This window comes from Thermoplasma sp. (assembly GCF_008709555.1).
GTDB lineage: Archaea > Thermoplasmatota > Thermoplasmata > Thermoplasmatales > Thermoplasmataceae > Thermoplasma.
Window position 1 is genome coordinate 1 of record NZ_VYIJ01000014.1, and the last position, 26539, is coordinate 26539.

Consider the following 26539-nt stretch of genomic DNA (forward strand, 5'->3'; position numbering starts at 1 on the left):
TTCACCTCTTGTTATAGATGCAGTAGACATTGAAGACATATCAATTCCAGAATACGATAATGAAAAGGGGTGTACCGTTATAAGAAAATTCGAGAAACCGAATGAATTTAGGAACAAGCTGGCGGAACAGGGTCTGTCTCCAAGCGATTACTGGCTGTACAGCGATTGAGATGTTCATCCATATTCTTTGCGAAGATTCCTATGGGCCTGATTTTCTCAAAAGCATAGTAAATGACCTGAAAGATAAAGGCATGATCGGAAGGGCGCATAGGATGAATATATTCCTACGACCTTTGATCAAGAATTAGTTCTAGCATGCGCAAAACTTGGCATTAAAACCGTTCAGATATGATCCAAATGATTATTTTGCTTAGGAAGCCCTAACACATTTCTCTCAAATGAGAACAATAAAAAATAATTTAATCTAAACGGTAATGTATAATCATGTTCAGATTGAAGGCAATTCATGACCTCACCGTTCCACTGGAAACATACATGCCGCTCTGGCCCACAAATCCATTGTTAGAGATAAAACCCATAGGGACCGTGGCAAGGGACGGTTATAAAATTGAGATGATGAGCGGAGTTACGCATTCTGGTACGCACATCGATGCACCTGCACACATGATCGAAGATGGTTCAACGATAGACGAAATAGACCCGAACCGTTTTGTTGGCACGGGATACTGCTTGAAGATTATACCGGATGGACACCACATTAGATCGACGCATCTCCTGGAGAAATGGAGAGATGAATACGATGGGTCGATCATACTGCTTGAGACCGGCTGGTATAAGAAACGTGGGTTCACAAGGGAGTTCCAGTATGAGTTTCCAGGGCTGACAGAGGACGCCGCAGAATTTCTGATCGAGAGGAAGGTGAAGCTGATCGGCATCGACACACTCGGTATAGAACCATATGAAGGCACGGACTTCCGTGTTCATAAGAAGCTCTTATCCAAAGGCATACCATTCATCGAGGATCTCTACGGCCTTGATGATCTGGAGGAGGGTAAGCCGTATTTCATCGTTGCACTGCCTTTAAAGATAAGGGGAGCGAGTGGATCCATGGCCAGGGTGATCGCGCTGGAGGTCGATTGATCTTGTCTTATTCATGCAGCGTACTATATCATGATCCCTGCTTGTTTGCGCTCGCATCCCCCACGTTTGAAATGAAATCATTCAGTACACGGTCAGGATACATCGCAAGCGCATGAACCGGACACCGTAACACGATGAGATCGCCCCTTTTCTCCATCGTTATTCTTCCCCGGCCTATGACGATCCCGGACCTTGAATTGATCCTTCTCAATGCTTTCAAGAATTCGGACAGATCGGAATCCCCGCTCTTCACTTCTATGGGGATTATGGTGGAGCCATGGCGCAGTACGAAGTCTATCTCATTGTTTCCCTCCCTGTAATAGTACTCCGCTGATAGGATGGTCGCGACGGCGTTTTCCATGATCTTTCCTGCATCTGGGATCTCGACTGGTGCAAGCATGGAGATATAGAACGCTGGCAGGTAGGGATAGACTTTCTTCATCTTTCTCGATGATGCCTCTTTTCCCGGCCTGTAATTGGCAACCGTTCTTATCACAAAGGCATATTCCATGTATGAGATGAAGTTTGAAATGGTTATGCGGTTTCTCCGGAAGGATGATGCAAGTTTGTCCAGGTTGATTATCATTCCAGGATTCTGAAGCAACAATTCCATAAGCCTTCTCAGCAGATCCATATCCCTCACCCCGAACTCCTGCGGCAGATCCATTGCAACTATGCGATCTATGACAATGCTTCTTATGTAGTTCCTTATCTTCAGATGATCTGTGGCCTCGACAAGTTCAGGGAAACCTCCCTTCTCAAGATATTCCATGAACAGCGGCCCGAGAAAATCCTGGGCATATTCGATCTTCTCGTATGGCACATCAAGGTTTTTCAACCGGCAGAACTCGCCGAAAGACAATGGCTCAATCTTCACCCGTATGATCCTTCCAGCGAGCGTCTCAGATGACCCCATGGCCAGGTTGATGGATGACGAACCCGATATGACGAATTTAATGTCAGGATAAAGATCGTAATAGATCTTCACCTTATTCTCCCAGCTGCCTGCCTTCTGTATCTCGTCAAGGAATATGTAAACACGGCCAGCTTCACTCAGGGGCTTTTTTAGTGCTATTTCAGTGTAAGTCCTTATCACCTCTTCAATGTCTGCCGATGATTCATCAAACGAGAAATAGAGTATCTTTTCAGGATCAGCACCAGACTTCAAGAGATCGTCTATCAGCTGATACATCGTGGTGGTCTTCCCGACACGTCTCAGCCCATAAAAGAGGACTATTTCTCTTTCATTCAATGATTTTTTCCAGCTTTCATAGTCTTCCCTCCTGAATTTTCCTGTTAGTTCCTCTCTTACTCTGCCTGTCAGCCACCATTCGTTGAAGCGAAATAGGACTCTTTCATCCATCGGTTGAATATACTATACGAATATTTCAATTATTCGTATAGTATACTATACATATAATATCAGATTGTCTGCGCACAGTGATGAAAGCATCAGAAACTGGATAAGAATTATAAAGCAATATACAGGAGAACAGTCCCTAACCAGAATAGGACTCGGCCCAAACTTTGAAGCGAAATATTTGATATCTTACCATTAGTCGATGCACGATAAACAGTATTGCTCCATATCTAGCTATGAGGATAATTCAACTCCCTAAACGATTCATGTTGTGTTATCAGGTTCCTTATTGTGTTAAAGTGTGGGCGTTCGGGCCTGTTCCGGGCATTGGCGGCATCCATAATTTATAAATTTTATAAACGAATTGATTTATAATATGTCATTTCATGATATTATATGGAGAACAAAAGAAACGCCGTTATTACGGGTGCAACATCAGGATTGGGATTCGAATTGATGAACGCCCTACCGGATGATGGATGGAATGTGGCGGTGTGCGGAAGAAGGAAGAACCTCATAGATGAAATAAGGAAAAGACAGGACAGGAGGATCCTCGCGGAAGTATGTGACATAAGGGTGGAACAATCCATCGTGCTCTTTCTCAAGAAGGTGGAGAGAGAACTCGGGGAGATAGATCTTCTTGTGCTGAACGCCGCAACCATCGGTCCACTTCCGTTGAGACGCCTGGAAGAGTTGAAACTGGAGGATCTAAGATGGACCTTTGAAACTAATTTCTTCGGCAACTTCAACTTCATGAAGCATTCGCTCCCTCTGTTAAGGGAATACAGTCTTATCATCCACATAACGTCAGATGCGGCGACTGTTCCGTATCCAGGTTGGGGGCCGTATTCTTCTTCAAAGGCCGCCTTCGATATGCTTATCAAGATCCTAAACGAGGAGCTCAGGGACAGACATATAAGCGCCTTCTCGTTCGATCCAGGAGATATGGACACAGAGATGCACAGATCTGCTCTGCCTGAGGACCGATCGCCCCTAAAGGATCCCAAGGTTGCCGCCTCAGATCTCGTTCAGGAAATAAGGAGGAGGTCTGCTGTCCATGAATGAGATCTTTTCCGCATCATTTCCTAGACAGATGTATGGTCTAAGAAGAAGCGATTCGAAGATGATGATTGTACAGGAAGGCCTCATCAAGAATTCCTCTCTGTACGACCTTCCTCAGATACTCAAAGAAGGTGATCTCCTGATCTTCAACAACAGCAGGATCGTCCCTGCAAGTATTGATGTTTATTCTGAGGATATGCAGGAGTATCTGACGGTTAACATAGGGACTGACAGATTTTCTGATCTGTTCCTGCTTGAGGTCAGACCCAAGGGAAAGGGATACTATCTAAAGGAGGAGAGTTCCCTGGAATTACTCGATGGATCCGGTTCAATAGAGCTTTTCAAAAGGCATAGTCTCTTTCCGAGGTACTGGTGGGGGAGACTAAGAGGCACCGATGCCAAAATAGAACAAATACTTAGGAGATTTGGGAAGTTCATAAGGTATGATCATATACCTTTTGATATCCCTGAGGAATTATATCATGGATACTTCTATAGGATCCCAGGAAGCGTAGAAATCCCATCCGCGTCCTATTCATTCGATAATGAAATAATAGGGGAACTGATTCAGAAAGGAATAGAAATTAGGGAGCTGACGCTCCATTGCAATCTTGGGTCCCTTGAGCCGGAGGAGTTCTTGGGCGTGCGGAGGTTGATGGAAGAAAGATACTGTATTCCAGTCCAGACGCTGAGATCAATATTCAAGGCCAGGATGAGAGGCAACAGGGTGATAGCTGTGGGAACAACGGTGGTAAGAGCCTTGGAAACCGTGGTAGAAAATGCAGTTGGATTGTTCACGCTTAGAAAGATTGTGGAAAGCTATGAACAAGGAGATGTATCAGGCACAACAAGTCTTTTCATTGATGAGAGGCATAGTATAAAAATGGTGGATGGCATAATAACCGGTATGCACGAAAAGGAAGGTTCGCACATAATGATGATCAGATCGTTTGTCGATGAGAATACGATAGATAAAATATCAGAGTATGCCAATCTATGGGGATATCAGTACCACGAATTCGGTGATCTTGAGTTGATATTCCTAAACCGAAAATGATATCATCTGAATGATAACCAAAGCCTGGCACAATGTGCATAATCTAAAATCGGATCTGCAAATGCAGGTCAGTCAAACTGTAAAATTATTATTTACCTCAACTGGAAATGTCATAGTGATGGTCTTCGCAGATCCATCAACATGGTTTGGCCCGAGTACGCTGACAGGATACAGTTCGATATGTATGACCATGGTATAATTACCATTGGGGATGCTGCATGATACCTCATTAACCGGGTCCACAGCAAGACCAAATTCGTTGCCAGTGTCGAATGTACCGTACTGATTCGTAACTATTCCGCCGTTAAAATACACAAGACCGATGTCCCAGGCATTTTCATGGAAGGGAATTGAATAATTCCCTATGGAAACGGTAACGTTGGAGATAAGCAGGGCCTGCTGGATTGGATCCAACGAATCCACCTGCCTCGTTTTGATTATATTCACTCCATAGCTATACTGATAAATTAAGGAGGAATTTATCACCTCACCATACTTGGGAAGCGGCCCGAACATGACGACATGGTATTGAGCGGAGACACCGGGAGAATAAGCCCAGAATGAGAAATTATAGTTGTAATTGCCAGACAGATTTGGTGCTGATAGTATGTCGGATGGAAGCACCGGGATCACTTTGGGAACAGATTCATACTGCACAACTGTGAATAGAGATAGACCAATGATCAGGATCATGACCAATGCGGCGGCCCTGTGTCTGCCGGTACCGGAAGCAAGTCTTCTGATGGCTCTCCGTGAGGATCGCAAGATGGATCTATGCAGAGAATCGCCTCTTGTTATGGCATCCCTGGATCTCAATATGGCTGGTTCTGCAAGGACAAACGAGAAGCCAAGGAACATCAGCAGTATTGAGTATATGAGTACATGTTGAGCAGTGCTGTAGTCATTCGGCCCTCCAACGAGCTCATCGGCGACATAGGGTGGATGACTAAAGATATATGTTGCACAACCTGATGGGCTCTTGGATGATATGGCCACAACATAGTAAGATCCATGCAGGTCCTGGTAGAGGTATGTGTTCGGGCCTCCCACGTATTCTATAGGAGGGACGGCCAAACTGGATGCGTCATCAGCGCTTAGACGTGAAATCCTGGAAGCCGGAATGAGGTAAAACTGAACAGAATGTGAAGTGGATGACCACTCAATCTGTCCGATGCTCTCGATCCAGATGTTCACCTCTGGAGAAACGTAGACGTGAGGGGATATCTCATAAAAAGTGCCTGAGATTATCTGCTGGTCGTACACATCTGAAGCGGAGAACGCCATCAGATAAAACGAAACAAGAATTACGGCCACGCCTACATACTGCAGCCATCTATGCATGCCGTTGATACACTACCACATCATTAATCAATATTCCCATGACGACACAGACTAAAATGATAAGGGGAGAGATCATTAAGGATCGGAATATCGCGGGCGTTCTTCAGCCATGTTCAGTATATGGATATACAGCCAGGATCTTTCGGCTCATATGGATATCCTGTACTGCCATTTTCACTCAGAGTAATGTGGTTATAGTTTCCAGCGATATTTCCGAACAATCTATATGGTTTCCCACAACAGATCCCGCCGATGCCTGTACATGGAAAATACGAATATCATGCCGCTGGAGGCAAATGCCATGGAATGTACGAATGAATCGATGCCGGATCTGATGGAATAGAATGCCTGGATATCGATGGCCGAATATATGAAGGTGAGCGATAGAATTATCATGAGGCCTGTTAAGGAAACGGCGATCCTCGGATATGATGATTCAATCAATACTGAAGAAGAACCATCATTGCGTTTCGCATGTTCAGCGGCCGTCATGATGTACATGGTCATATCGAATAGTGCCATTGATCCAGCTGCACCCATCAGGCCGTAGACCACACCTGACTGGCCGTAGCTTGATCCATTCGGCTCTGTGAAAAGATAAAGCAGAAGGTTAAGGAAATTTGCAATTACTGCGCCCAGGACGGAAGCTTCCATGGAAAGAATTATTCTTCTAACCCTCAGATCCCTGTTATGCGCTGCGTTCGCTGCAGAGAATAGGAACGCGAAGATCAGGAAAAATTTAACATTGCCTGAGCCGTCATAGATGAGGAGTGATGTGAATATTCCCCATGGGGTATTTGGAGAAACGTAGAGACTTATAGGTTCCGGGTAAAACCTGGCAACCAAGTAACCGATAGAGAAAAACAGCGCAGCAAATATGAAGAGGTAAGATTCTCGAATATAATTCTCTGTCCCGATCCCGGTCATAATTTGCTTGAGAAATAAATATGAACGCAGGAGCCTATTGGGAAGCCCTACGAAGATCGTCCCTCGCAAGCAGAAGAAGTATACCGGCGATTATACCGTTGAAGATGAGTGCAAGTACACCGAGACCGACGCTGTCCTCCGACAGAGCCGAAACGGCATCTCCGGCCAGTATATATTTTCTTATCTTCAATATCCTGCTGAGTATGTAAACACTTATCACCAGCATGATGACAACCGCGACTACGATTATGCCAATTACTGATGAGAATGCCGAAACTGTCGTTGTACCGGCGGGTGTAACATTGGTAATCGATGCCGTTCCCGCAATGAGAACGGCGACAAGCGAAAGAACCAGCCCGATCAGTGCAATGATGGAGAATACTTCGGCTATAAGGATCATCGTCGGTGCCGATCCCATATCCCCAGATCCGGTCTTGGAGAGGTCTGAGTAAGATACAATTTCCCCGTTGCTGTCCAGAGAGACAGAAAAACGTTTCTCTTCATTATTATAGATGAATGAGCATCTCGCATTCCAGTATCCGTTACTTAACCTGTTGACTGAGAACACGTTTACAGACTCCTCTGGAGCACCATAATTCAGGAGAGCCCATTCTTTTAATTTCTTGATTATGTACTGAGAATTCACTTCAGACAAGGCTCACAACCATGACATTATTATTAATATCATATTTAAATATTCGTATACAAAATTTTTTCTATATGGACATCCGGTGAAGACAGTTCCACATAGAGAATCATGGTTTCGACTTCAGTTACAACATGCGATCTCTATGCCATATGGGAAAGGTCTTTGAACGCAAAGCGCCTAACGATCTTCAGTGGTGCGCCATGTCTTGGCCGGACAGAATAGAGCTGCGGAAAATCTTCCCAGAGATCCCCTAAACTGATCTTCGTGGCCATGCTTTACCTTCAAAGGATTTTTTCTGGGACTGCTTGGCTCAGGCGACGTGCCGCAATTTCATCCGTGTAATCCAGCAAATGGGGATAATCAAGCATCAGGATCACTGCTATATAGTCGGAGATCATCTGTCCATCCTCCAATGCCTCACAGAGCCCCTATCACTATGTAATTGCCGTCAATTTACCAGAATGCTGCAACCCTAGGATCGATCCCCTCTGTCGCGAGGCCTATCCCGGCCTTCTCCTTATTCAGAACCGCCTTTACATATTTTTAGCCCGAGTGAAGATATCATCACAGCCCAATTCAGCCTCCTGGTCTTCTGACGCTTCATACCCAACCGTCGAAGTTAAGAGAGAACGGTTAACTTAGTTAATAAGTTTCATAGGTAAAAATTTCAATCATAAATAAGGATGCGCATCTTTCGGAAGAAAATTTCGCATAGATTAAATGATACAGATTGATGTCAATGCATCCGATAGATACAAACCTAGGAGATCGAACACTGATTTGACGTATGAATACTTCACGCGTATCGTAAATCAGATGACTCTATCACCTTTGCAAATTCCCCATCAATTGAGGCCAGATTTACTCTGTGGACAACCTCAGCCGGAATGGCATTCCCGTTGGGGTCTATGCGATCAAATGTGGCACATCCGTCTTCAATTAGGTATGTCTCGTATCCCATATTTCCAGCCATCCTCGCCGTCGTGCTGACGCAGTGATCGGTGGTCAGGCCAACTATGAACAGCCTGCTGATCCCAGACCGCCTCAGCACAACATCAAGGTCCGTACCAATGAAAGCGCTGTTGACTCTTTTGGTTATAATCATCTCACCATCGGTCGGTAGGGCCTGATCCTTGAACTCGAATGTCTTCAATCCTGGTCTGAACGGAGATGTTACATCGTAGGAGAAGTGTCTAACATGCACGATTCTTAGATCATGTTCCCTGAACTGATTGATAAGACTGGCTATTTTTTCCTCCGCATCAGTATTATTACGATGTCCCAAGGCAGGATCATCCCATGCTTTCTGCACATCGATTATTATGAGGGCACTTTGACTATCTGTATATATTATTTTATCTTCCATATGGTGGCATTTTATCTATTTATTTAATCCTACCCGATCCCATCTCTCTTTTATTATAGAAACATGGGCATCACAATATATCTTGATCCGCCATGGAAAGACTATAGATATGGAAAAACATTTGAAATCTTGATCCTCATAGACCTAATAGGGATCCCACAAAAGCAGATATATATTAGTAAAAATCCAACGAACTTATAAAGTATAAATCGCTTTGTTGGAAGGTAGATACTTTGAACATGATCGTTTCCCTTATGGGTGTTTAACTTTATGGAAAATGACATTGTACTGAATCTTGTTGGGATCTCACAGACAAAGATGATAGATTCATGATGTTCAGATCATCATTGGATATCTATGCAGGTGTAATATCACAGGAGGATATCTTGCTTTGGATTATGTCATGAATTGGGTTGTTTATTTATCCATATGGCCATAGAAACAAAAACTACATTGTCCTAATTTTTTATCGTATTGTTCTGATCTTGTTGTTAAGGATACCCATTTGACTTCGATGATGATGAAAGATATGCATTTATGTATCCGGATTTTAAAAATCTATCCAGCCTATCACTATTTAAAATTGCTAAATAGTCTAATGTATTTCTCATAGAATTCCTTGCCCTTGCCAGTTATCCTATAGATAAGTCTGGGCCCCTTCAACGTTATTATATTTTTGATTTCTACGAATCCATCCATCTCGAGAACGTCAAGATGGTTCTTTAGACTCCCCTTACCGGTCCTCAACGATCGCTGAAGGTCAGTAAATGTGAGCGGTCCATTTATGCCAAGAAGAACTATAATCGCAATTCTCAGTGTCGATTTAAAAGGTCCAGAATTTATCAGATTGATGAGATCGTCTACCAGATCTTTCCTCTGATCGCTGTGGAATCCGGCGATCTTCTTGTCCTCCAGATCAATCCTCCTCCGCCCCTTGTCGTATGGTTATGCCTGAAATAATCCATATAATTCCGGTGATGGCCCACACGAAGGAATCCGGATTCGTAAGATATTGGTACGATAGATGGGCAAATAGATAGGAAATTGATGGAAAGACTGCGGAAAATAAAAAGGAAACAGATGAAATATATCCCTGTGCCGGAATTTTATGGAATGCAGCTTTCATTACTATGAGAAGATAGATAGGTATCATTGCGAGTGCAAGGTCTATTAGGTCAAAGGCAAGTTCCAATGGGTAGTATCTGTTATGCACGAGATCTGTAAATATACTGATAAATAGTATGAGAACTATAAGCGAGGCATAGATGGACATCCCAACAATTCTTGAGAACCTTCTTATGGGCATCCCGAGGACTCTATATCGATAATATGATGGTTATTAACGAAAAGAGAGCTATGATTGCGGCCTTTTCAACAAACTTACCGGCGTATATGTCGAACCGTCTGAGAGGAAGCGAATACAGCCTTGATATGGTTCTGTCCTCGAATTCACCAGCTATTGCGTCAAGAGCTAGGAGAGATCCTGTAATGAGACCAAAAAGACCCGCGACTATGGAATCAAATTCTTCTGATATGGTATACATCCAGTCCCAGTCATATGGCCTGTACGTGAAGAACGCGCCATTGGCATATCTCGGTATTATGTACGAATAACAGATGGCGAAGAATATGACCAGTGCAAATACCGCTATGCCTTTCCTCCTTCTGAGATCAAGTATCAATTCATATTTTGCTACCGCATAAAGCTTATTCATCAATTCAGAAACAAGAATTCAAATAATAAAGAACGCGTGCGTACAAATAATGTACCAGCTTCTCTTGGAATCAGGTTTTATCCGGCATCCTGTGAAAAAACTTATGCGGTGTGTATGGGCAATCAGATGTCATTTTCCTTTAGAAAAGAGGCCGTAATCGTCCCTTATGATGACTCCATCCCTCATGGCATCTTCAATGAATTTGCTGTGCGTTTTCTGCATCTTGGAAACTTCCTCCGGCGTGAGCATGATGGCCTCATAACCGGGAGGAAGATCTATACTTTTCAACCTCTCAATTGGATTTCCCTTAAAATTTCCAACTATCAGAAGATCAACATCACTCCATAGATTGAAATCGCCTCTCGCGTATGATCCTATTAAAACTACAGTGCATCTGAAATCTAGACTCTTGGCAAATTTTGAAGCCTCCTCAATGACCTTGTTCCTCTCTTCTATGCGCTTCTGAATGATTTCCATCTGTTCTCCACCTCAGATATTATAGATTCAGCGCTGGAAATGGCTTCTTCAGCATCGTCCGATGAATAATAGTCTTCAGGGGAACCATCAGACCATGCATCAGTATATCTTGTTGGGATGTAATATCTATCAATTTTTTTTGCTATATTTATCAGACTTTCATCGAAATTTGCCTTTTTTAGCAACAGCGAAACTGAATGTCCAAAGGAATCTTCACCGATCCCACGAAGATATGCTTTAACTGCAAATTCAGCTGCTTGCTGCGCCTTGAAACATGCCCAGCTATAGAATCCAGCATTCACATCTGCACGGGCTGATTTAAGGGTGTATCTTGCATTTTTCAACCATCTATTGAATTCATCCTCATCAAGATAACCGCTCATTATCTATAGAGTATAAATTATTATATAAAGACTGATCGCCGAAGAAGTGAACTACTCCTCAGCTGAAGCATCGAAGTTCCTTATTAAACGATCGACACCTGCCTGTACGGATATAATATGTGCATGTCCAGCGTGGCGATCTCCACGGGAGCGGATTCTGATGGCACTACACTCTTTTCATCAATCCAATCTTCAGTATGTTTAGTGCGGCATTGAGGTATAGATTTCTCTATTTAGAGAAGTCTGTGTATTTCACGTCCGAAGATCAATATTTAGTGCTTCCGCTAAATCCCTAACCATACTATAATGGATGCGATTGCACCTATCTCTAAAAGTTAGCAAAAAGAAGATAAAAACTTCATCCTGCCTTGTTTCCACCTAGAGACTTCCTCCACATTTTCTCGATCCCCCTGCACGGTATATTCATAGCAAACGATCTAATGAGAGATACCTGGTTGTTTGAATCGAGGTTTATGGTCGGATCAGAGGATGTATGTTCCATACCATGCAGAACGATTCAGGGATCATCATGCGGTATAAACCCATTTTCTCGCATCCCCTTGATGATATCAGAAATGTGTTTTCCTGTCTGATGGTCCTCGAAAAATATATCTATCCCTCTTATACCTCTAGTCATCAATGTATAGTAGCGATTTTTGAGAAGTTTCATAGCGATATCATGATTTTTCCTGGCCATACTCTTGAGTGAATAATTATTGCCTATGGTATCGGTTATCGGATCTGCATTGATATCCCAACCATTTCTCCAAACTAGATCCCTGCCCCATACTAGCCCAATGTAATCTGCTTCGAATCCCTGGGCACCATAAACAGATGCACAGTATCTCAGTGGATCCAGTTCACCTCTCCAGTATCTCGGGTATTCTGTTCGTTCATTCATAAGCCAGTAAATGTCAAGGCCAGAATTTTTGTATATATCGAATCCAGAAGGGAGCGGGTATCCGATGCGCCTGTTCTGATCGCTGGTCGGATTTGTTTTGTCCCCCTTGGATTCCGTGAATGCGCATAGCAGGCCTGTTTTGTTCCCATGGCTATGCTTCTCTCGCAGGTCTTCCATGAAATTCACCACGTCATCGAACAGATTCACTTCATAGTTAAGGCTGTCTGGCCGTCTTTCATTCCACAGTATATGGCGAACAAGCTGCAGATAGCTTCTAGAGATCCTGAAAGTGGCTGTGAGGTTCATCTCGGTTACATTCTTGCAGTAACGCCTGAAGTTTTCCAATGTCCCTGCCTCATCTCCAATGAGTATCTGGGAATCATCGAAGAAATATACCTTGACCCTCGATCTTGTCTGTGTCGTCTCTATGACATTTTGGGTCATCCTCTGGGCTTCGTCGTATATTATCAGATCCATGTCATTATACTTCGAGACATCAAAATTGGGTTCACCTATGCCCTTCCCCCGTCCAGTGGAATAGTACTGTATCAGTGATCCTATCATTACGCCGCCCGCATTCAGATCCAGCACCTGTCGCATAGTATTCAAGAGTCTGTTATTTCTATATGCCAGCATCGCATTATAGCCCTTTTTAACGGCATCAAGGAGAAGATCAAGGGCGACTAGGGTCTTTCCAGATCCGCTTTCCCCATGTACCAAGAATGTCATCTCCTGCCTATTTTTGACGGCTTCAAGAACCCTGTGCATTATGATGGCCTGTTCTTCACTGAGCCCATAGCCTCGAGAGACAAGGGTATTGACCGCATCTTTGACTATGTCCTGTTGGTATTTCATTATCAGATCGATGAGATCATCGCTTATGGTGAACTTTCCTTCGATTATTGGCCTGATATCGTCCGCAGTTCCTGGATTTCCTATCCTCTCTATTTCATTCCTCAGATCATCGATGCTGTGGACTATACGGCATGAATTTGAGGAATACGTGTGGTTATTGTACATGTACAGTATTCCCCTGTACCGGATATTGGAACCTGAAGTATGAAAGAATCTCATCTTTGATACATAATTGTTGAGCTGATAACACGGATCTATGTGATATGAACCATCTGCATAAACCACAAGACCACTAATTTTTTTGACATTCTTCCATCCCTTCGCCTCAACTATGAGCGCGTTATTTGTATCAACGACGACGAGATCCGCGCGTTCAAGGCCGAATAGTGGAGTTTCGGCCAATATGGGATGACGCGGTTTCATATTTAGAATGTTTTTTCCCAGGGATATCCATGTCTTTCTTTCTTCCGGTGATGGATATTCACCATAGTGGTTCATGATCGCTTTGCTGAGGTCTTCTACCATATCCTTCGGGTCTGCGTAGCTGTTTATGACAACGGGAAGATCCACTGTAACTTAACATGTTTCAGAATAAAAATATTGGCCATCATCCGCTGCAGTGAACATATTAATGCAATTTTGGTATCATTATTTTATGAAGGCGATAACAGTAAGACCACCTGAGAGTGGTGCTAGTATAGAAGAGATAAATATCGGAGAAAGTGGATCAAGAGTGAAGATAATTGAAAACGGAATATGTGGTACCGACAGAGAAATCGTGAAGGGGATAATGTCGGCCGCATCTGCCCCAAAGAACTATGATTTTCTCGTGCTTGGACATGAGGCATTGGGAATTCTCGAAGATGATGCGGGCGATCTGAAGAAAGGAACTATTGTGATGCCCATAAACAGGCGCGGATGCGGGAAATGCATCAACTGTCTCAACGGCCGCGCAGATTTCTGCGAAACCGGTGATTTTGTGGAAGCAGGAATAAAGGGAATGCACGGTTTCATGCGTGAATACATATACGATGATCCTGAGTACCTAGTTCCTGTTCCTTCGCAGATAAGAGACATTGCCATAATGGCGCAGCCACTTTCAGACCTAGAAAAATCCGTTGCAGAGATGATGGATGTTCAGGACAGGCTACACTGGAGATGTAAGGATGCGACTTACGGCTGCAGGAAAATACTTGTGATCGGTACGGGCACCATCGGGATACTCTTTTCAATGCTCCTGAAGACCTATGGCTTCGATGTTAGTATAGCAAACAGACGTGGACCCACGGATGTGGAAACAAGGATCTTCGATGAGATCGGCCTGAAATTCGTCAACACATCTGCGCACAGCAACGAGAAATATGACGGCGTGATAGAAGCCTCAGGATCTGATGCCTCAGTCATTGGATACGCGATAGCGAGGCTGAAGAATAATGGTTTTCTTGGGCTCTTCGGGTTCACTCAGTCGGGTACGCTGTCCCTATCCCCGGTCGATCTGCAGTCCATAGTTTACAGATCCATATCTATCACCGGACTCATCAATGGTCAGAAGCCTCACTTCGAGATGGCCATGAACCATCTCACGCAATGGAAGACTCAGTATCCGTTCACCACATCTCACTTCATCACCAGGTCTGTGAATATATCCGACCAGAAATCAGTGATCGATGCTCTTGAAAACAGGATTCCAGGAGAGATAAAGACAAAGATACTCTGGTGAAGATTCATGAGGTATTATGCTATCAGCATCAGAAAATATTCCGTGTTCAATCATCAGACCTCGCTGCATTTTGATCTGAGACCAACCAGGATATATCGCCATGCCGCATTCTTCTTCTGGTCTCTCGGCTCCATCGCAAATTCAGGTTCAAAAATGTTTGATATCTTCGACATATCTCTTCTGAACGGATCCACCAGAATGGATGAGATTCCTTTCCTCATGAAGCCGTCGGCATCTATGAAGTAGTTCCCGCACTTGAGTATATCCCATACATTCCTGTAGACATCGAATCTATGCCTTCCCGTGTTGTGCAGCACTAGGTTTGACACGGCGAGGTCGAATTTCTCATCGACGCGGATGCTCTTCGTAATATCCGCCTCAACGATGGTAACGCGATCGTAGACTCCAGCCATCTTCAGATTCTCCATAAGCCTTTCTTTGGAATTATCCGCTATCGATGGATCGGCAAACGTATCTATCGCCGTGATCCTCGAATTTCTGAAGTACGTAGCGCAGAGTATCGTGAGAAAACCAAGACCAGAACCAATATCTACTATTCGAATGTTCGTATCTTCATCCATTCCGATCTTCCTGAACGCCTCTACAAACATGACTCTGGCCAGATCACGCAGTCTCTCTGAATCCTCCCTGGACGAATGATGATACACTCCATAATCCGGATCAGGCATCTATACACCTAATGAGATGATCCATAATACTCTTGTTCATGCGATGTTGTCTTCAAGAATAAAATTGTCAAAAAAATTAGGGGATGATGATCACTGCCTCACGATCAGCTTCGCGGCAAGCTGAAAGAGCGATATGGAATGTATCCAGACCCTACCGGGGCCGCGCATGTGTGCGAAGAACAGACCCTCGCCCTCCAGGCCGCCGAGTATCATCGTACGCAGTCCACCTATACGCTCCACATTGTACTGAACGGAGTCATCGAATGCAAGAACATGGCTCAGCTCAACGCTTATTTCATCCGCTGGCCCAAGGTCCCTCTCTATAACCTGGCCATGGCCGTGAAGGAATATGGAACCCATGCCTGAAAAATGCTCAAGGAACAGGCCCTCGCCGCCAAGCAGGCCCTGCCAGATACCAGCAAACTTGGTGGAATACTGAATTCCGGAGTCCATGCACAGGAACGCATTGAACTCTGCAATGATACCGTTTCCTTTCAGATCTATGCGATGTATCTTTCCTGGCAGAAAACCTGCAGAAGCTATCTCGCCAGGACCATCAACCTTCAGCAGGAATACTGCTGATCCGCCCAGCATGTGCGAGAAAACGCCCCTTAAGCCACCTGCCCTCACGTCAAGCTTTGAGGTTCTATCCTTGTATATCAAGTGGCCCGGTTCAACATAAACCGATTCACCACTGTCTAGTTTTGCCCGCAGATACTGAACATCGGTACCCTGGATCTCATAATCGACCATATGATGTGATGCAGAATAATTATTAAATTTTTGTTCTTATAAAAAAGATATGGATAAAATTTTTTTAAGACCGTTCAGAGGCCGTAGGCTATGATCAGTGTGTCCAGGTAGTAATTTGCAAGATCCACGGTCATGTTGAACGCGTTGAACGATCCTATGCCAACGAAATCGTTCCATCCCTGTCCAAGGTAACCATTTCCGATCATGCCGGGGTATGGTTGTACGTAGTCAACCATGTAGTATGCGGGAAGCCCGAATTCATAACCGTATCCAAGTCCGTACAGTGCTGGCTGTATCCATCCGAAGTATCCGGCTGCGCCACCCGGAGACATAAACGCTGATTCTATATCCGCGAATATGCCTGCAGATATGGGTGTCGCGAAGCTTGTGCCGCCGGCGACGCCGAAGAAGCTCCTGAAGGCAAAGACCATATTCGCCGCTGGCATCGCTATATCAGGCTGTCCGCGGTCTGTGAACGTCGATGGTACAACTATCAGTTCCGAGCTCTGGTAAGTTGGCCTCGCGAAGAAGAAGCTGTTTCCTCCCCCTGATCCGACTGGGCCGCCATACCAGCTGTATTCCGGCTGATACCACGCGTACTGTCCCGTTATGTATCCGGACTGATTGAGCACTGGATATATACCGCCGACCGATACGATGTATTCAGAGGCCATAACGGTCAGGTAGTAGATGCTGTGGCTGTCTGCCGATCCGAGGAATATCGTTGTGCCTTCCGCGGCAGCCTGCAATCCGATGAGGTTGTATATTTGGGCAAAACCGGAGTCATGGTGGAACTGGAGCTCTGCCCAGCTTCCCGATATTATCTGTGGGTGTATCACGTTGAGCATGTAATAGAGTTCGATGTTCACGGCGTTATCGCCTATTCCGGTCAGATTGAATGGCTGCATCACGTCGTATATGGTTGCATTGGGTGCCATGGCTCCTGACCATTCCACGTCAAGGTCGGCCTCCGCACCCTCCGGGTAGGGGTTCTTACCGTTGGGCGTGAGATTCACGAAGACGACATGGGGGTTGTGTATGCCGTACTGGTCCCAGAACATCGATATGGCGCTCATATTGGCAGATTCTCCAACTCCGAGTATCCCTATCTTTATGCCATGGCCTGTTAATCCCATCTTTTCAAGCCCGGTGACATTGTAGAACTGGGCAAGATGAACAGGCGTCAGTAGATTGCTTGATCCGTTTATTCCGCTGGCTGGAACCTGTGATATGTCCGACACTTCGGTCTTGAGATCCTGCCTGTTCTGAACGCTCAATAGGGCTTCGCTGGAATAGCTCAGACCATAAACATGCATGATCAGGCCGGAGAATTGTGCAGGTATGTAGGGATTAGCTGTGTTGGTCATGAATACTGCGCCGCTGCCACCGGGATAGGTGAACTTGTAGTCGAAGATCATCGTTCCGAAGGATCTTTCGAACATACCGACTGTACCCTGCAGCACGACGACCAGTGGAGCATAGTAATATGACCAGACTCTGAAGCCCAGCGCTGAGTAATAGGATTCCACCTGGGCGATCTGAGACTGCGATGGATAATACGAAGACATGAATTGCTGTGGAGTCAAATAGTCATGGAAATACGGGCTCATCGGCGAGTTGACAGCGGAAACGAACTCCTCAAGCTGGCTCAGGTTGGTCATATTCAGATACAGCGTCACGTTTATGACACTATCTGGGTTGGCCGGTCCGAGATTTATCAAGTACGGCTGGAATGCCGGGGCGGTCATCAGATATGGCACGTTTCCAGGAAGCATCACCGAGTTCTGAGGCTGCAGATCTATGACGTTCAGCGGTTCATAGTCACCGCCGTATTCGATCATCCCGCTGTTGTTGTATGGTATCGTGCCATTGAAGTTATACCAGAAGTTTCCACCCTGGTAGTCTCCTCCAACTATGCTCCCACTCAGTGCCTGGCCATCAAAGTAAATGACGCTCGTGGCCGGCATCTTTGAAATATTCCACTTGTTTACATATACGGCTGGACCACCGGTGTAGATGCTGACCGATGGGCTTATGGCAGTTATCTCTGTGGAGAAGAAGTTGTTGTATATGGTATTGTTGGACGAGAAGACAGCGAGGCCAAGAGGGTTGCCCCATAGGTTCCATGCCTGTTCGAGCTGGGTATTGGCCAGCAACGGGGAATTTATGAAGTAGTTGCCCCATACCGTGTTGTTCTCACCACCGTATATCAGTACAGATGAATCCATTGACATGAAGGTGTTTGAAGCTATCAGCGAATCGGATGTGTTCCATAATACGACGTTGGCAAGTGGTTCTCCGCTGTCAGACGATGAGAACCATCCTGTTACTTCGCTATGATCCAGTATGAAGTGCGATGAGTTGAATATCCAGTATCCGAGGTAATTGTAGGGTACGAGACCCCAGAAGGTCGCATAATCCACGAATATACCCTGGTACAGGACCGGGAACGTCGGCATGTTGGATGCAACGACGTATGCTGATGTATTCAATAGCATCACGCCAGCGAACTGTGGGAACGAGTAGTCGTTTATCTCACCGAAGAGTGGGCTGATGTATCCATACTCATTGTTGAACAGCATGTATGGATTCGACTCTGTTCCGCTTCCTGAGTACGATATGTTAGCGATCTGCTGATTGTTCATGGCCATGAGCGGAGTGTAGACCCCGGCTGCCATGTCCGGAGATAGAACAAAGGTGTTGGATGATGCCATCATCTGTGCCTGCGCACGGTGATCGCTCAGCAAGGCGAGCCCAGCATACTGACCGGATGGAAGCATGAAGCTGTACGATCCGGACATGCTAAGCGGGACGTATCCAGCCTGGCTATAATTTATAACGTCGCCAGGGCTCACAAATAGGAACGCGTTGCTCGGCATGACGCTGCCCGAAAACTGTTCCATCGTTGTCTTCGACGATACATTCCACATGCCGTAGAGGAGCGATGGACCGGTGTTGAGTATGACCTGATCCATGGAGTTCCAAGCTACTGCTGCTCCGACCGATGTCTCACCCGTGTCGGTACCGAAATCAAATGCACTGGGTACATTGACGTATGAATGTGCAGTCGCTGATGGGCCTTTCGGAGACTGAGAGGGCGGAGCTGGATGCACGTGCGCCATGGGATTCGATGCAGGTATGTATTTCAGATCCATCATTCCATTTATGTCAGTCACTGTTGTGGTGGATCCTCCGCCAGGACCACCTATCATTATCTCTGCGTCATAGAGGAGACCCAACGGCGTAAGCTGAGTACCGCTCACCCTGAAATATGATGGTGGAGCCTTGTACGATGGCGGCATGCCATAGGTGGAGTTGAACGTTACCCTGTCATAGGTTCCGCTCACACCGATCGTTGGTATGGAATAGTTGAAGTAGAAAACGTTGTTTCCGTTGATCTCGGAAGTGTTCAGGTACAACGTGAGCGTAAATGGTGTCGGCAGATAGAAGGTCGGACCGAGTGCGATATGCACGCCAGGATATGGATAGAGTGTCCCGGTTGAATTCAATATGGCGTTGCTGCTCATAACGGCGGTTGGACTGCTGAAATTCCATATATTGTCAACGAAGCTTATCTCATGGGTTCTCACAGAATAGCTCGCGACATTCTGCGTCCAGAAGGTATAGGATGGGTTTCCGAACAGGGTTGTGTTTGCCGTTACGGTGTTGAGCTGGAATGTGAGCGATGAAGGCGCATCATCCGCGAGATTGAAAACGCTCAGATTCGATAGACTTATAGTTGCCGAAAAACTAGAAGCATAGTAGTTATTCCCAACTAGCTGCCCTGATACATTCTCCAGGCCGAAGAAGCCGATGCCCATGGGTGCTGGGGATTGTGTATATAGGGGCTCTACAGTACCATTCTGATAGAGGAACCTATGGTCTTTCGCTGGAAGGAACAGATAATTGCTTACTGGTTTCAGTGTGCTTGTTGCAGTCTCATAGACTTTCCTGCCGGTCGCTATCTGACCGGTTTTCTCATGCACCATGGATTGCTGCGATCCATTGAACGCAAAGTTGATCCCGAGAAAACCGATCACTGCAATCACTGTAACCATTATTGTCAACAATACAATCTTTCTACTGTACATCATGCGAATTCATGTCATAATCCTTTAAAGCGTTATGAAAAAATTATATGTATAAATGATACGTAAATGCATGAAATGTGCTCAGAAAAGGCCATTCTATCGGCAGAAGCCTCCAACAGCGCCTGATCTCAGCAGATATTCGGATATGCAGTAGTCACGAAGCCTCGGAATATGGAAAGCGAAAAAACGCGCATACGATAATTGTTCCGCATGAACATCAGGCGTTAATCTCTCAACACAAATATGTATATTCAAAGTTTTGTATTTCTGTCAGACATGTAACCATTTAGTATGACATATTGATAGCATTGTGGAATGAAGATCATAGTGGAACCAGACGATGGAATCAGACCGTTTCTGGATGCGATCAAGAGGGCAAGGAAATTCCTGTACGCAAACTTTTATCTCATAGACAACAAGGATATCCTTGAAGCACTGCAGGATCTGAAGAAGAGGAAGGTAGATGTGCGTGTCATATACGACGGCCGCCCATATGGTGAGACAAACACCTCAGGAGAATCAGACTCGATAAGGAACTATGGAATCAATTTCAAAAGGGCCCCTGAGAGATTCGATGAACCCGGAGTCTTCGATCATGCCAAGTATTTCGTCAGCGACAGGATCGCATTAATCGGTACTGCGAATGCTTCAGATGCATCCTTCCAGAAGAACAGGGAGTACATGTACATCACCAGAGACAAGCATATCAGGAAAACGCTCAAGGCTATATTTCTGGCGGACTGGAACAACACAGATGACAGTAAGGCGAGGAGACCAAGGGACATGGTTGTATCGCCGGGATCTGAAAAGGCCATATGTGCACTCATATCCAAGGCGAGATTCATAGAAACCGAAGAGATGGGCGATGATCCGGCTGTCCTCGATGCCCTGAAGAAGAGAAGGCGTGTGAAAATGATACTCCCTTCTTCGGTCACTACTGAGGATAAGCAGCGTCTGATGATGCTCTCCAGATCGGGAGTCAGGATCAGGCTCATGCCAGTTAACTACCTGTACATGCACGCAAAGATGATATATGGAGACCGTGTTTTCATAGGATCTGAAAACTTCAGTGCCACTTCACTCAACAGAAACAGAGAGGTCGGAATAGTGTTCGATGGCTTCTTCGCTAAAATGAGGATAAGGAGAACTTTCAGACAGGACTGGAGGAGATCGACGAAGATCTGAGTGGATCAGCTTTTTCCTGCCTAATTTCTCCTTTTCTCATATATACTGCCATATTGGATCTTCCCAGAGATCATATTCCTCCCTTACCTCCTTTATCGGTCTGTCTACGATGATGCCTCTGGCCTTGAGATCATGATAGATCTTCATAATTTCACCATAGGACATCCTAGCATTTTCATCGAACTTCTCTCTGACCCTCTTTCTTTCCTCCGGATGCAGATCCGTTAGCTTCTTTGAAAGAAAGAGTATCCGGAAGTATTTCTGTCCATAAAGATCGACCAGAAATATGTTGTACTTTATGTCCATGTTTCTAAAATCGTACGCAGTTACGCCTGCGAGCGCCTGAACCAGAGCTTCATCCATGCCGTCGGCAGTCTGAAACGCGATCTCGAGTCCTTTCTCCATGGATAAGAGACCAAATTACGGATTATATACCTTATCATTTCTGGAATTGTTTGGTGTTTCTTATAAATATATCAGCGAAATACTTCCATATGCGATACGCTTTCCACCTTAAGATAAAGAAGGGAACTGAAGACGAGTATATAAAAAGACATAGAAATGTCTGGCCCGAGATGCTTGATCTTCTTAAAAAAGCCGGCGTACGGAACTATTCCATATTCATTGAGGATACCGATGTCTTCGGTTATTGGGAATGCGATGACCTATCCACGACGCTTGATGCAATAAACCGAAGTGAAATAAATTCAAAATGGCAGTCCTTTATGAGCGATATCATTACGACACCTGCGCAGGAGAGGACCGGTTCTGGTATGAAAGAGGTTTTCCATTTACCATAGATTATATGCACCATCATGGGATCATTTCGCTGTAAAGATGGTCGATCTTAGCCATCTGGAGTTTCGAAAGATGGGGACATGGATCCCTGCATCTGAAATTTTCCAGCACGCCTCTCTTTTTCAGTATGTATTTTTCTATTTCCACGAATATCGATAGATGGGATACTTCAAAGTTCAGAAATTTGCGCAGGATACCGCTCTTATCTTCGGCTCTGCGCAGTAGATCCCTTGAAACAAGGTCTGGGATGGAAGATCCGATTATGCTGCCGTTGGATCCTGCTGCGATCTCTTCTGTCAGGTTGAGTCCAAGGTATCCTCCATATATCTTCTTATCCGGATAGTATGCACGGATATCCTTCATCCTCTCCACAGCCTTCTTTCCCTCTATTTTGAAACCTGAGATCTTTTCCGATTCCGCATATTTCTTCCAGAATTCGATTCTCGGCAACAGGCTATCAGGGAGATCTGTATCCTGAAATATGGCTGATATACCACTGTTTTCAATTATCTTCGCGAGGAAATGCTCAACAAATGATCTCCTGGGGCTATAAAACGGCACATAGTTGGGTGGCGAGATGATTATTGCGCTTGCATCTGATCGATATGCATATCTGGCGAGATCTAATACCGCATTGAGCGAAATGTCGTTCACACCGATTAAAAATTCTCCCCTGAAATTCGTGGAACGCATCAGAAGATCCATCATCTCTTTCTTTTCCTGAAGCGATAACCTATAATACTCACCACCGAACAGAAAAAGTGCCACTGCACTGATGCCTATTCGATCAAGAAAATCAAGAACATCTGCCGTTTCGCCATAGCTAATGGCCTGATCTTCCCTGAATACGGTAGGGCACGCAGAAATAATCTTGAAATCATGTGCAACCTGCATATGGCTTCCGATCCATGCTCTAGATTTAAATGATATGGAAACCCTGTCCGGAAAACTTCCACAACTTAAAAGAATGATGCTGGAACGATACTCCAAGGAATCCAGATAGATGTGCACCATATCCATTTTATTCATAATATATAGAAACTATATTCGGACAGGTATGATACATTCTTTAAATATGCATAATATCATAATATATGCATGGCTGATAAAGCAAATCCGATTGAATTACTGGATGATGCTAGACTGACTGGCACACACGTATCGTGGACCCTTATAGCTTCGCTTGGAGACTTCCTCGATGCGGGAATGTTCGCTGGAACTGGAATAACCCTCTCGGCAATATTGGCCTATCTCCATATAACTTCTACGTTGCTTGCAGGATTTCCAGCTCTGGTCACGCTCCTGTGCACTGCATTTGGTGCACTCATATTCGGACCGCTTGGTGATAGATACGGAAGGAAATTCATATATCAGGTAGATATGATAATATACGCAGTTGCTGCCATACTTCTGGCCTTTTCCTTCAACTTTATCTGGGCGATGGTGTTCTATGCTCTAATTGGAATTTCCGTTGGAGCTGATGTTCCAACGTCATGGTCGCTGATCTCTGAATTCGCTCCTAAGGCGGGTAGAGGAAAACTCATGACCTATACAAACATAATGTGGTACGTTGGAGTCCTGGTAGAACTTGCCATCGCGATCGCCATATACAATACCGGAATCACGCTTTTCAGAACCATATGGATCATGCTCGGCGTAATAGCAATTGTCGCATGGGCATTAAGGCGCAAACTAACAGAGTCGCCCAGATTCGATGTCCTCAAGGGCCGTTATGAAGATCTGCATAGCGCAACTAAGGTGCTTGGGACATCACAGGAGTCAGAAGTATCGATCTCCAAAGCCCCCAAATACAAGGAGTACAGATACGGAGAGCTTTTCACAAAATACGGTGGCCCACTGTTGTTTGCATGGTTCCTGTATCTGATGTGGGGCATACCGGCATCAACGTATGGAGAATTCTTCCCTTACATATTCAGTTCGTTGCACTTGGTGTCAACGAGGATCGTATTTGCATTTGAAGCGATATACTTTGGAAGCGCAATAGTACCAGGGTTGCTGATCTATTATTTCCTCACGGATAAAGTTGGAGTTGGAAGATATCCTCTGTATCTTACCAGTGCTGCAATGTCAGCAGTATCATTCCTGCTACTGGTCTATAAGCCATTCCTTTACAATGTTCCGGTTCTGCTGATATCATTCCTCCTCTTCGGTATCGGTCAGGGACTCGGAGTCTGGCCAATAACAAGATTATATTCTCTTGAGCACTTCCCAACGAGTCTGAGGAACTCTGGACAGGGATTCGTATGGTTCACGATGAGATTCGAAGGTGCCATATTCGGGCTGTTCACACCATTGATAGTCAAGGCAAGCGTTACATACATAGGCTGGATAGCGGGCATCTTCTTCCTGCTCGCGTTGATCGTAGTGGGCATCATGGGATTCGCTGCTCCGAGTTACGTCAGAACCGAATCCAGATCTCTGGATCAGACCGCAGAAGAATGAAACTGGTGATACGTGATGCTTGACTTTAGGGGAAAGAATGCCGTGATCACTGGTGGGTCTCGGGGTATAGGCAGGGCCATATCACTCGGACTTGCCAGGCAGGGAGCGAACATAGTGATAAGCTATGCCTCCCACGATTCGGAAGCTGATGAGGTCATTGAAGCTGCCCAGAAATACGGAGTGAATGCCTATAAGATAAAGGTTGATCAGAGCGATCCATATGAAAGCATAAAATTCGCAGAAGGTGCCATAAGTGCTCTCGGAAAAGTTCACGTCCTGGTTGATAACGCAGGCATCTGTCCGTTCGAGGATTTCTTCAGGATAAGCGTAGGCCTTTTCGAAAAGGTCTGGAAGGTCAATGTTGAGAGCCATTACTTCATAACTCAGCGCATTGCAAAGAATATGATAGAAAATGGAATAAAGGGCAGAATTCTTCTCATCAGTTCCATCAGCGCGCACGTTGGCGGAGAGTTCCAGACCCACTACACAACGACAAAATCGGCATTGAATGGCTTCATGCATTCCATCGCAATCGTTCTTGGAAAATACGGGATACTGGTAAACAGCCTAGAACCAGGCACTATTCTGACTGACATAAACAAGGAAGATCTTTCCAATGAGGAAAAAAGAGAATACATGGAACGACGCACGGTGGTTGGACGACTTGGCCTGCCTGAGGATATGGTTGCACCTGCGCTGTTCCTTTTGTCTGATGACAATACCTATGTCACAGGCACAGAACTGCTCGCCGATGGGGGTATGCTGATCAATCTTCAATAAATGATTATTCATTGACATATTTTATCAAAATAAGATTTATAATAATTAATTAAGCAAATATTAAATAATGTTAAAATATACTTAATTATGATGCTTAAATATGCTCCACAAAGCCTCGATGAGAAGTTCTCCCTTGTATACTTCAGGATGACTCATGATAACTGCTGGAGCAGAATCACCGAAAAGTATGATGTGATGATACACACCCTTAAGCTCCTTCCCTACAAGGACAGGGACGTCATCTATGGCCTTTTTGAACTTAAGGTTAAGGGCAAGCATACCCTACGCGATTTCATAAGAGATCTGAACAGGTCAGGTACTATTAAGAAGTTGACCGGACTGAGTATAAGTGAGCTTAAAGGAAACGTATACGTCATAGACCTATACGAAACTTACAGCGGAATGATACAGGGAAAGCTCAATGATTATAACAGCATCTTTGATTTTGATCTTGTAAAACATGGCATCGAGGAAAAATATGCCGTCATACCATCGGAGAATGTGAATGAATTAAAGGGCGAATTGCAGTCCATGGGAAATCTGTATGAATTCAGAGCGAAGTACTTCCCTAACTTCTATGAGGTTCTTACGCCATTCTTCAACTTCACTCCAATAGAAGTGCAGATAATGCTTGAAGCATACAATTTGGGTTATTATGATATACCCAGACGGTCAGGGATCAGAGAGATAGCAGAATACTTTGGACTATCGAAATCCACCGTTCAGGAATATATCAGAAGTGCAGAATCCAAGACCATGTCCAACATGAAACTTTTCAGAATGCTGAATGAACTTAAGAGATTATGATATCTGGGTTCTATATCGCTCAACGAGTCTTTCGGCTTCTTTAAGATGAATGGTTCTTC

The 26539-nt window shown here is 44.8% G+C and carries 25 protein-coding genes; 9 read left to right on the plus strand and 16 right to left on the minus strand.

The features are described from left to right. The first annotated feature begins 444 nt into the window (after positions 1-444). Positions 445-1101 (plus strand): cyclase family protein, encoded by a 657-nt coding sequence (locus F6Q11_RS05715; protein WP_297027080.1) that lies wholly within the window; start codon positions 445-447, stop codon positions 1099-1101. 28 nt (positions 1102-1129) lie between these two features. On the opposite strand, the gene F6Q11_RS05720 is transcribed toward F6Q11_RS05715, so the two are convergent. Further along, a complete protein-coding gene (locus tag F6Q11_RS05720; RefSeq protein WP_297027084.1) occupies positions 1130-2464 on the minus strand; it encodes an ATP-binding protein in 1335 nt (444 codons plus the stop codon). Positions 2465-2857: 393 nt separating this feature from the next. Between F6Q11_RS05720 and F6Q11_RS05725 the strand changes: the two genes are divergently transcribed. Both F6Q11_RS05725 and F6Q11_RS05730 read left to right on the plus strand, forming a co-directional pair. After that, a complete protein-coding gene (locus F6Q11_RS05725; protein ID WP_297027087.1) occupies positions 2858-3526 on the plus strand; it encodes an SDR family oxidoreductase in 669 nt (222 codons plus the stop codon). After that, positions 3519-4580 (plus strand): S-adenosylmethionine:tRNA ribosyltransferase-isomerase, encoded by a 1062-nt coding sequence (locus F6Q11_RS05730; protein WP_297027091.1) that lies wholly within the window; start codon positions 3519-3521, stop codon positions 4578-4580. Before F6Q11_RS05725 ends, F6Q11_RS05730 begins: the two co-directional genes overlap by 8 nt. A gap of 72 nt (positions 4581-4652) precedes the next feature. Here F6Q11_RS05730 and F6Q11_RS05735 read toward each other — a convergent pair whose 3' ends face one another. The 10 genes from F6Q11_RS05735 to F6Q11_RS05775 all read right to left on the minus strand — a co-directional run bounded on the left by F6Q11_RS05735 (position 4653) and on the right by F6Q11_RS05775 (position 13764). Beyond that, a complete protein-coding gene (locus F6Q11_RS05735; RefSeq protein WP_297027094.1) occupies positions 4653-5921 on the minus strand; it encodes a hypothetical protein in 1269 nt (422 codons plus the stop codon). Positions 5922-6143: 222 nt separating this feature from the next. After that, entirely contained in the window at positions 6144-6848 is a 705-nt protein-coding gene (locus tag F6Q11_RS05740) for a hypothetical protein (RefSeq protein WP_297027096.1), read from the minus strand. Positions 6849-6882: 34 nt separating this feature from the next. Then, positions 6883-7494 carry a hypothetical protein gene (locus F6Q11_RS05745; RefSeq protein ID WP_297027153.1) on the minus strand — a complete coding sequence of 204 codons (612 nt, stop codon included), beginning with the start codon at positions 7492-7494 and terminating at the stop codon, positions 6883-6885. 799 nt (positions 7495-8293) lie between these two features. Next, entirely contained in the window at positions 8294-8863 is a 570-nt protein-coding gene (locus F6Q11_RS05750) for a cysteine hydrolase family protein (protein WP_297027099.1), read from the minus strand. Positions 8864-9436: 573 nt separating this feature from the next. Beyond that, the gene (locus F6Q11_RS07600; protein WP_367119334.1) at positions 9437-9784 is read right to left on the minus strand and encodes a transcriptional regulator; all 348 of its coding nucleotides are present in this window, start codon (positions 9782-9784) and stop codon (positions 9437-9439) included. Further along, positions 9780-10169, minus strand: coding sequence for a hypothetical protein (locus F6Q11_RS05755; RefSeq protein WP_297027100.1), 390 nt, complete (start codon positions 10167-10169; stop codon positions 9780-9782). Before F6Q11_RS05755 ends, F6Q11_RS07600 begins: the two co-directional genes overlap by 5 nt. Before the next feature lie 10 nt (positions 10170-10179). Continuing rightward, on the minus strand, positions 10180-10578 hold the full coding sequence (locus F6Q11_RS05760; protein WP_297027103.1) for an ABC transporter permease: 399 nt from the start codon (positions 10576-10578) through the stop codon (positions 10180-10182). Positions 10579-10707: 129 nt separating this feature from the next. Further along, positions 10708-11055 (minus strand): nucleotidyltransferase domain-containing protein, encoded by a 348-nt coding sequence (locus tag F6Q11_RS05765; RefSeq protein WP_297027105.1) that lies wholly within the window; start codon positions 11053-11055, stop codon positions 10708-10710. Then, a complete protein-coding gene (locus F6Q11_RS05770) occupies positions 11031-11438 on the minus strand; it encodes a HEPN domain-containing protein (RefSeq protein WP_297027108.1) in 408 nt (135 codons plus the stop codon). Before F6Q11_RS05770 ends, F6Q11_RS05765 begins: the two co-directional genes overlap by 25 nt. Positions 11439-11955: 517 nt before the next feature. Then, entirely contained in the window at positions 11956-13764 is a 1809-nt protein-coding gene (locus F6Q11_RS05775) for a DNA/RNA helicase domain-containing protein (protein WP_297027111.1), read from the minus strand. Between the two features lie 85 nt (positions 13765-13849). On the opposite strand from F6Q11_RS05775, the gene F6Q11_RS05780 reads away from it, so the two are divergent. After that, the gene (locus F6Q11_RS05780) at positions 13850-14914 is read left to right on the plus strand and encodes a glucose 1-dehydrogenase (RefSeq protein WP_297027114.1); all 1065 of its coding nucleotides are present in this window, start codon (positions 13850-13852) and stop codon (positions 14912-14914) included. Positions 14915-14967: 53 nt separating this feature from the next. Here F6Q11_RS05780 and F6Q11_RS05785 read toward each other — a convergent pair whose 3' ends face one another. From F6Q11_RS05785 to F6Q11_RS05795, 3 genes are all read right to left on the minus strand, one after another. After that, positions 14968-15603 (minus strand): trans-aconitate 2-methyltransferase, encoded by a 636-nt coding sequence (locus tag F6Q11_RS05785; protein ID WP_297027116.1) that lies wholly within the window; start codon positions 15601-15603, stop codon positions 14968-14970. A gap of 90 nt (positions 15604-15693) precedes the next feature. Next, positions 15694-16356: a TIGR00266 family protein gene (locus F6Q11_RS05790; protein ID WP_297027119.1), complete on the minus strand. Its 663-nt coding sequence runs from the start codon at positions 16354-16356 to the stop codon at positions 15694-15696. 74 nt (positions 16357-16430) lie between these two features. Continuing rightward, positions 16431-20450 carry a thermopsin family protease gene (locus F6Q11_RS05795; RefSeq protein WP_297027122.1) on the minus strand — a complete coding sequence of 1340 codons (4020 nt, stop codon included), beginning with the start codon at positions 20448-20450 and terminating at the stop codon, positions 16431-16433. A gap of 312 nt (positions 20451-20762) precedes the next feature. Here F6Q11_RS05795 and F6Q11_RS05800 point away from each other — a divergent pair, with 312 nt between their 5' ends. After that, entirely contained in the window at positions 20763-21632 is an 870-nt protein-coding gene (locus tag F6Q11_RS05800) for a phospholipase D-like domain-containing protein (RefSeq protein ID WP_297027126.1), read from the plus strand. A gap of 36 nt (positions 21633-21668) precedes the next feature. On the opposite strand, the gene F6Q11_RS05805 is transcribed toward F6Q11_RS05800, so the two are convergent. Further along, the gene (locus tag F6Q11_RS05805; protein WP_297027127.1) at positions 21669-22037 is read right to left on the minus strand and encodes a DUF2004 domain-containing protein; all 369 of its coding nucleotides are present in this window, start codon (positions 22035-22037) and stop codon (positions 21669-21671) included. A 53-nt stretch (positions 22038-22090) separates the two neighbouring features. Here F6Q11_RS05805 and F6Q11_RS05810 point away from each other — a divergent pair, with 53 nt between their 5' ends. Continuing rightward, positions 22091-22432 carry an L-rhamnose mutarotase gene (locus F6Q11_RS05810; protein ID WP_297027155.1) on the plus strand — a complete coding sequence of 114 codons (342 nt, stop codon included), beginning with the start codon at positions 22091-22093 and terminating at the stop codon, positions 22430-22432. A gap of 13 nt (positions 22433-22445) precedes the next feature. Here the strand turns inward: F6Q11_RS05810 and F6Q11_RS05815 are convergent, their stop codons facing one another. Beyond that, positions 22446-23324 (minus strand): dihydrodipicolinate synthase family protein, encoded by an 879-nt coding sequence (locus F6Q11_RS05815; protein WP_297027128.1) that lies wholly within the window; start codon positions 23322-23324, stop codon positions 22446-22448. A 204-nt stretch (positions 23325-23528) separates the two neighbouring features. Here F6Q11_RS05815 and F6Q11_RS05820 point away from each other — a divergent pair, with 204 nt between their 5' ends. From F6Q11_RS05820 to F6Q11_RS05830, 3 genes are all read left to right on the plus strand, one after another. Further along, on the plus strand, positions 23529-24893 hold the full coding sequence (locus F6Q11_RS05820) for an MFS transporter (protein ID WP_297027130.1): 1365 nt from the start codon (positions 23529-23531) through the stop codon (positions 24891-24893). A gap of 15 nt (positions 24894-24908) precedes the next feature. Beyond that, on the plus strand, positions 24909-25673 hold the full coding sequence (gene rhaD / locus F6Q11_RS05825; protein WP_297027132.1) for an L-rhamnose 1-dehydrogenase: 765 nt from the start codon (positions 24909-24911) through the stop codon (positions 25671-25673). A gap of 87 nt (positions 25674-25760) precedes the next feature. Next, positions 25761-26480 (plus strand): helix-turn-helix domain-containing protein, encoded by a 720-nt coding sequence (locus F6Q11_RS05830; protein ID WP_297027134.1) that lies wholly within the window; start codon positions 25761-25763, stop codon positions 26478-26480. Positions 26481-26539: the final 59 nt, after the last annotated feature.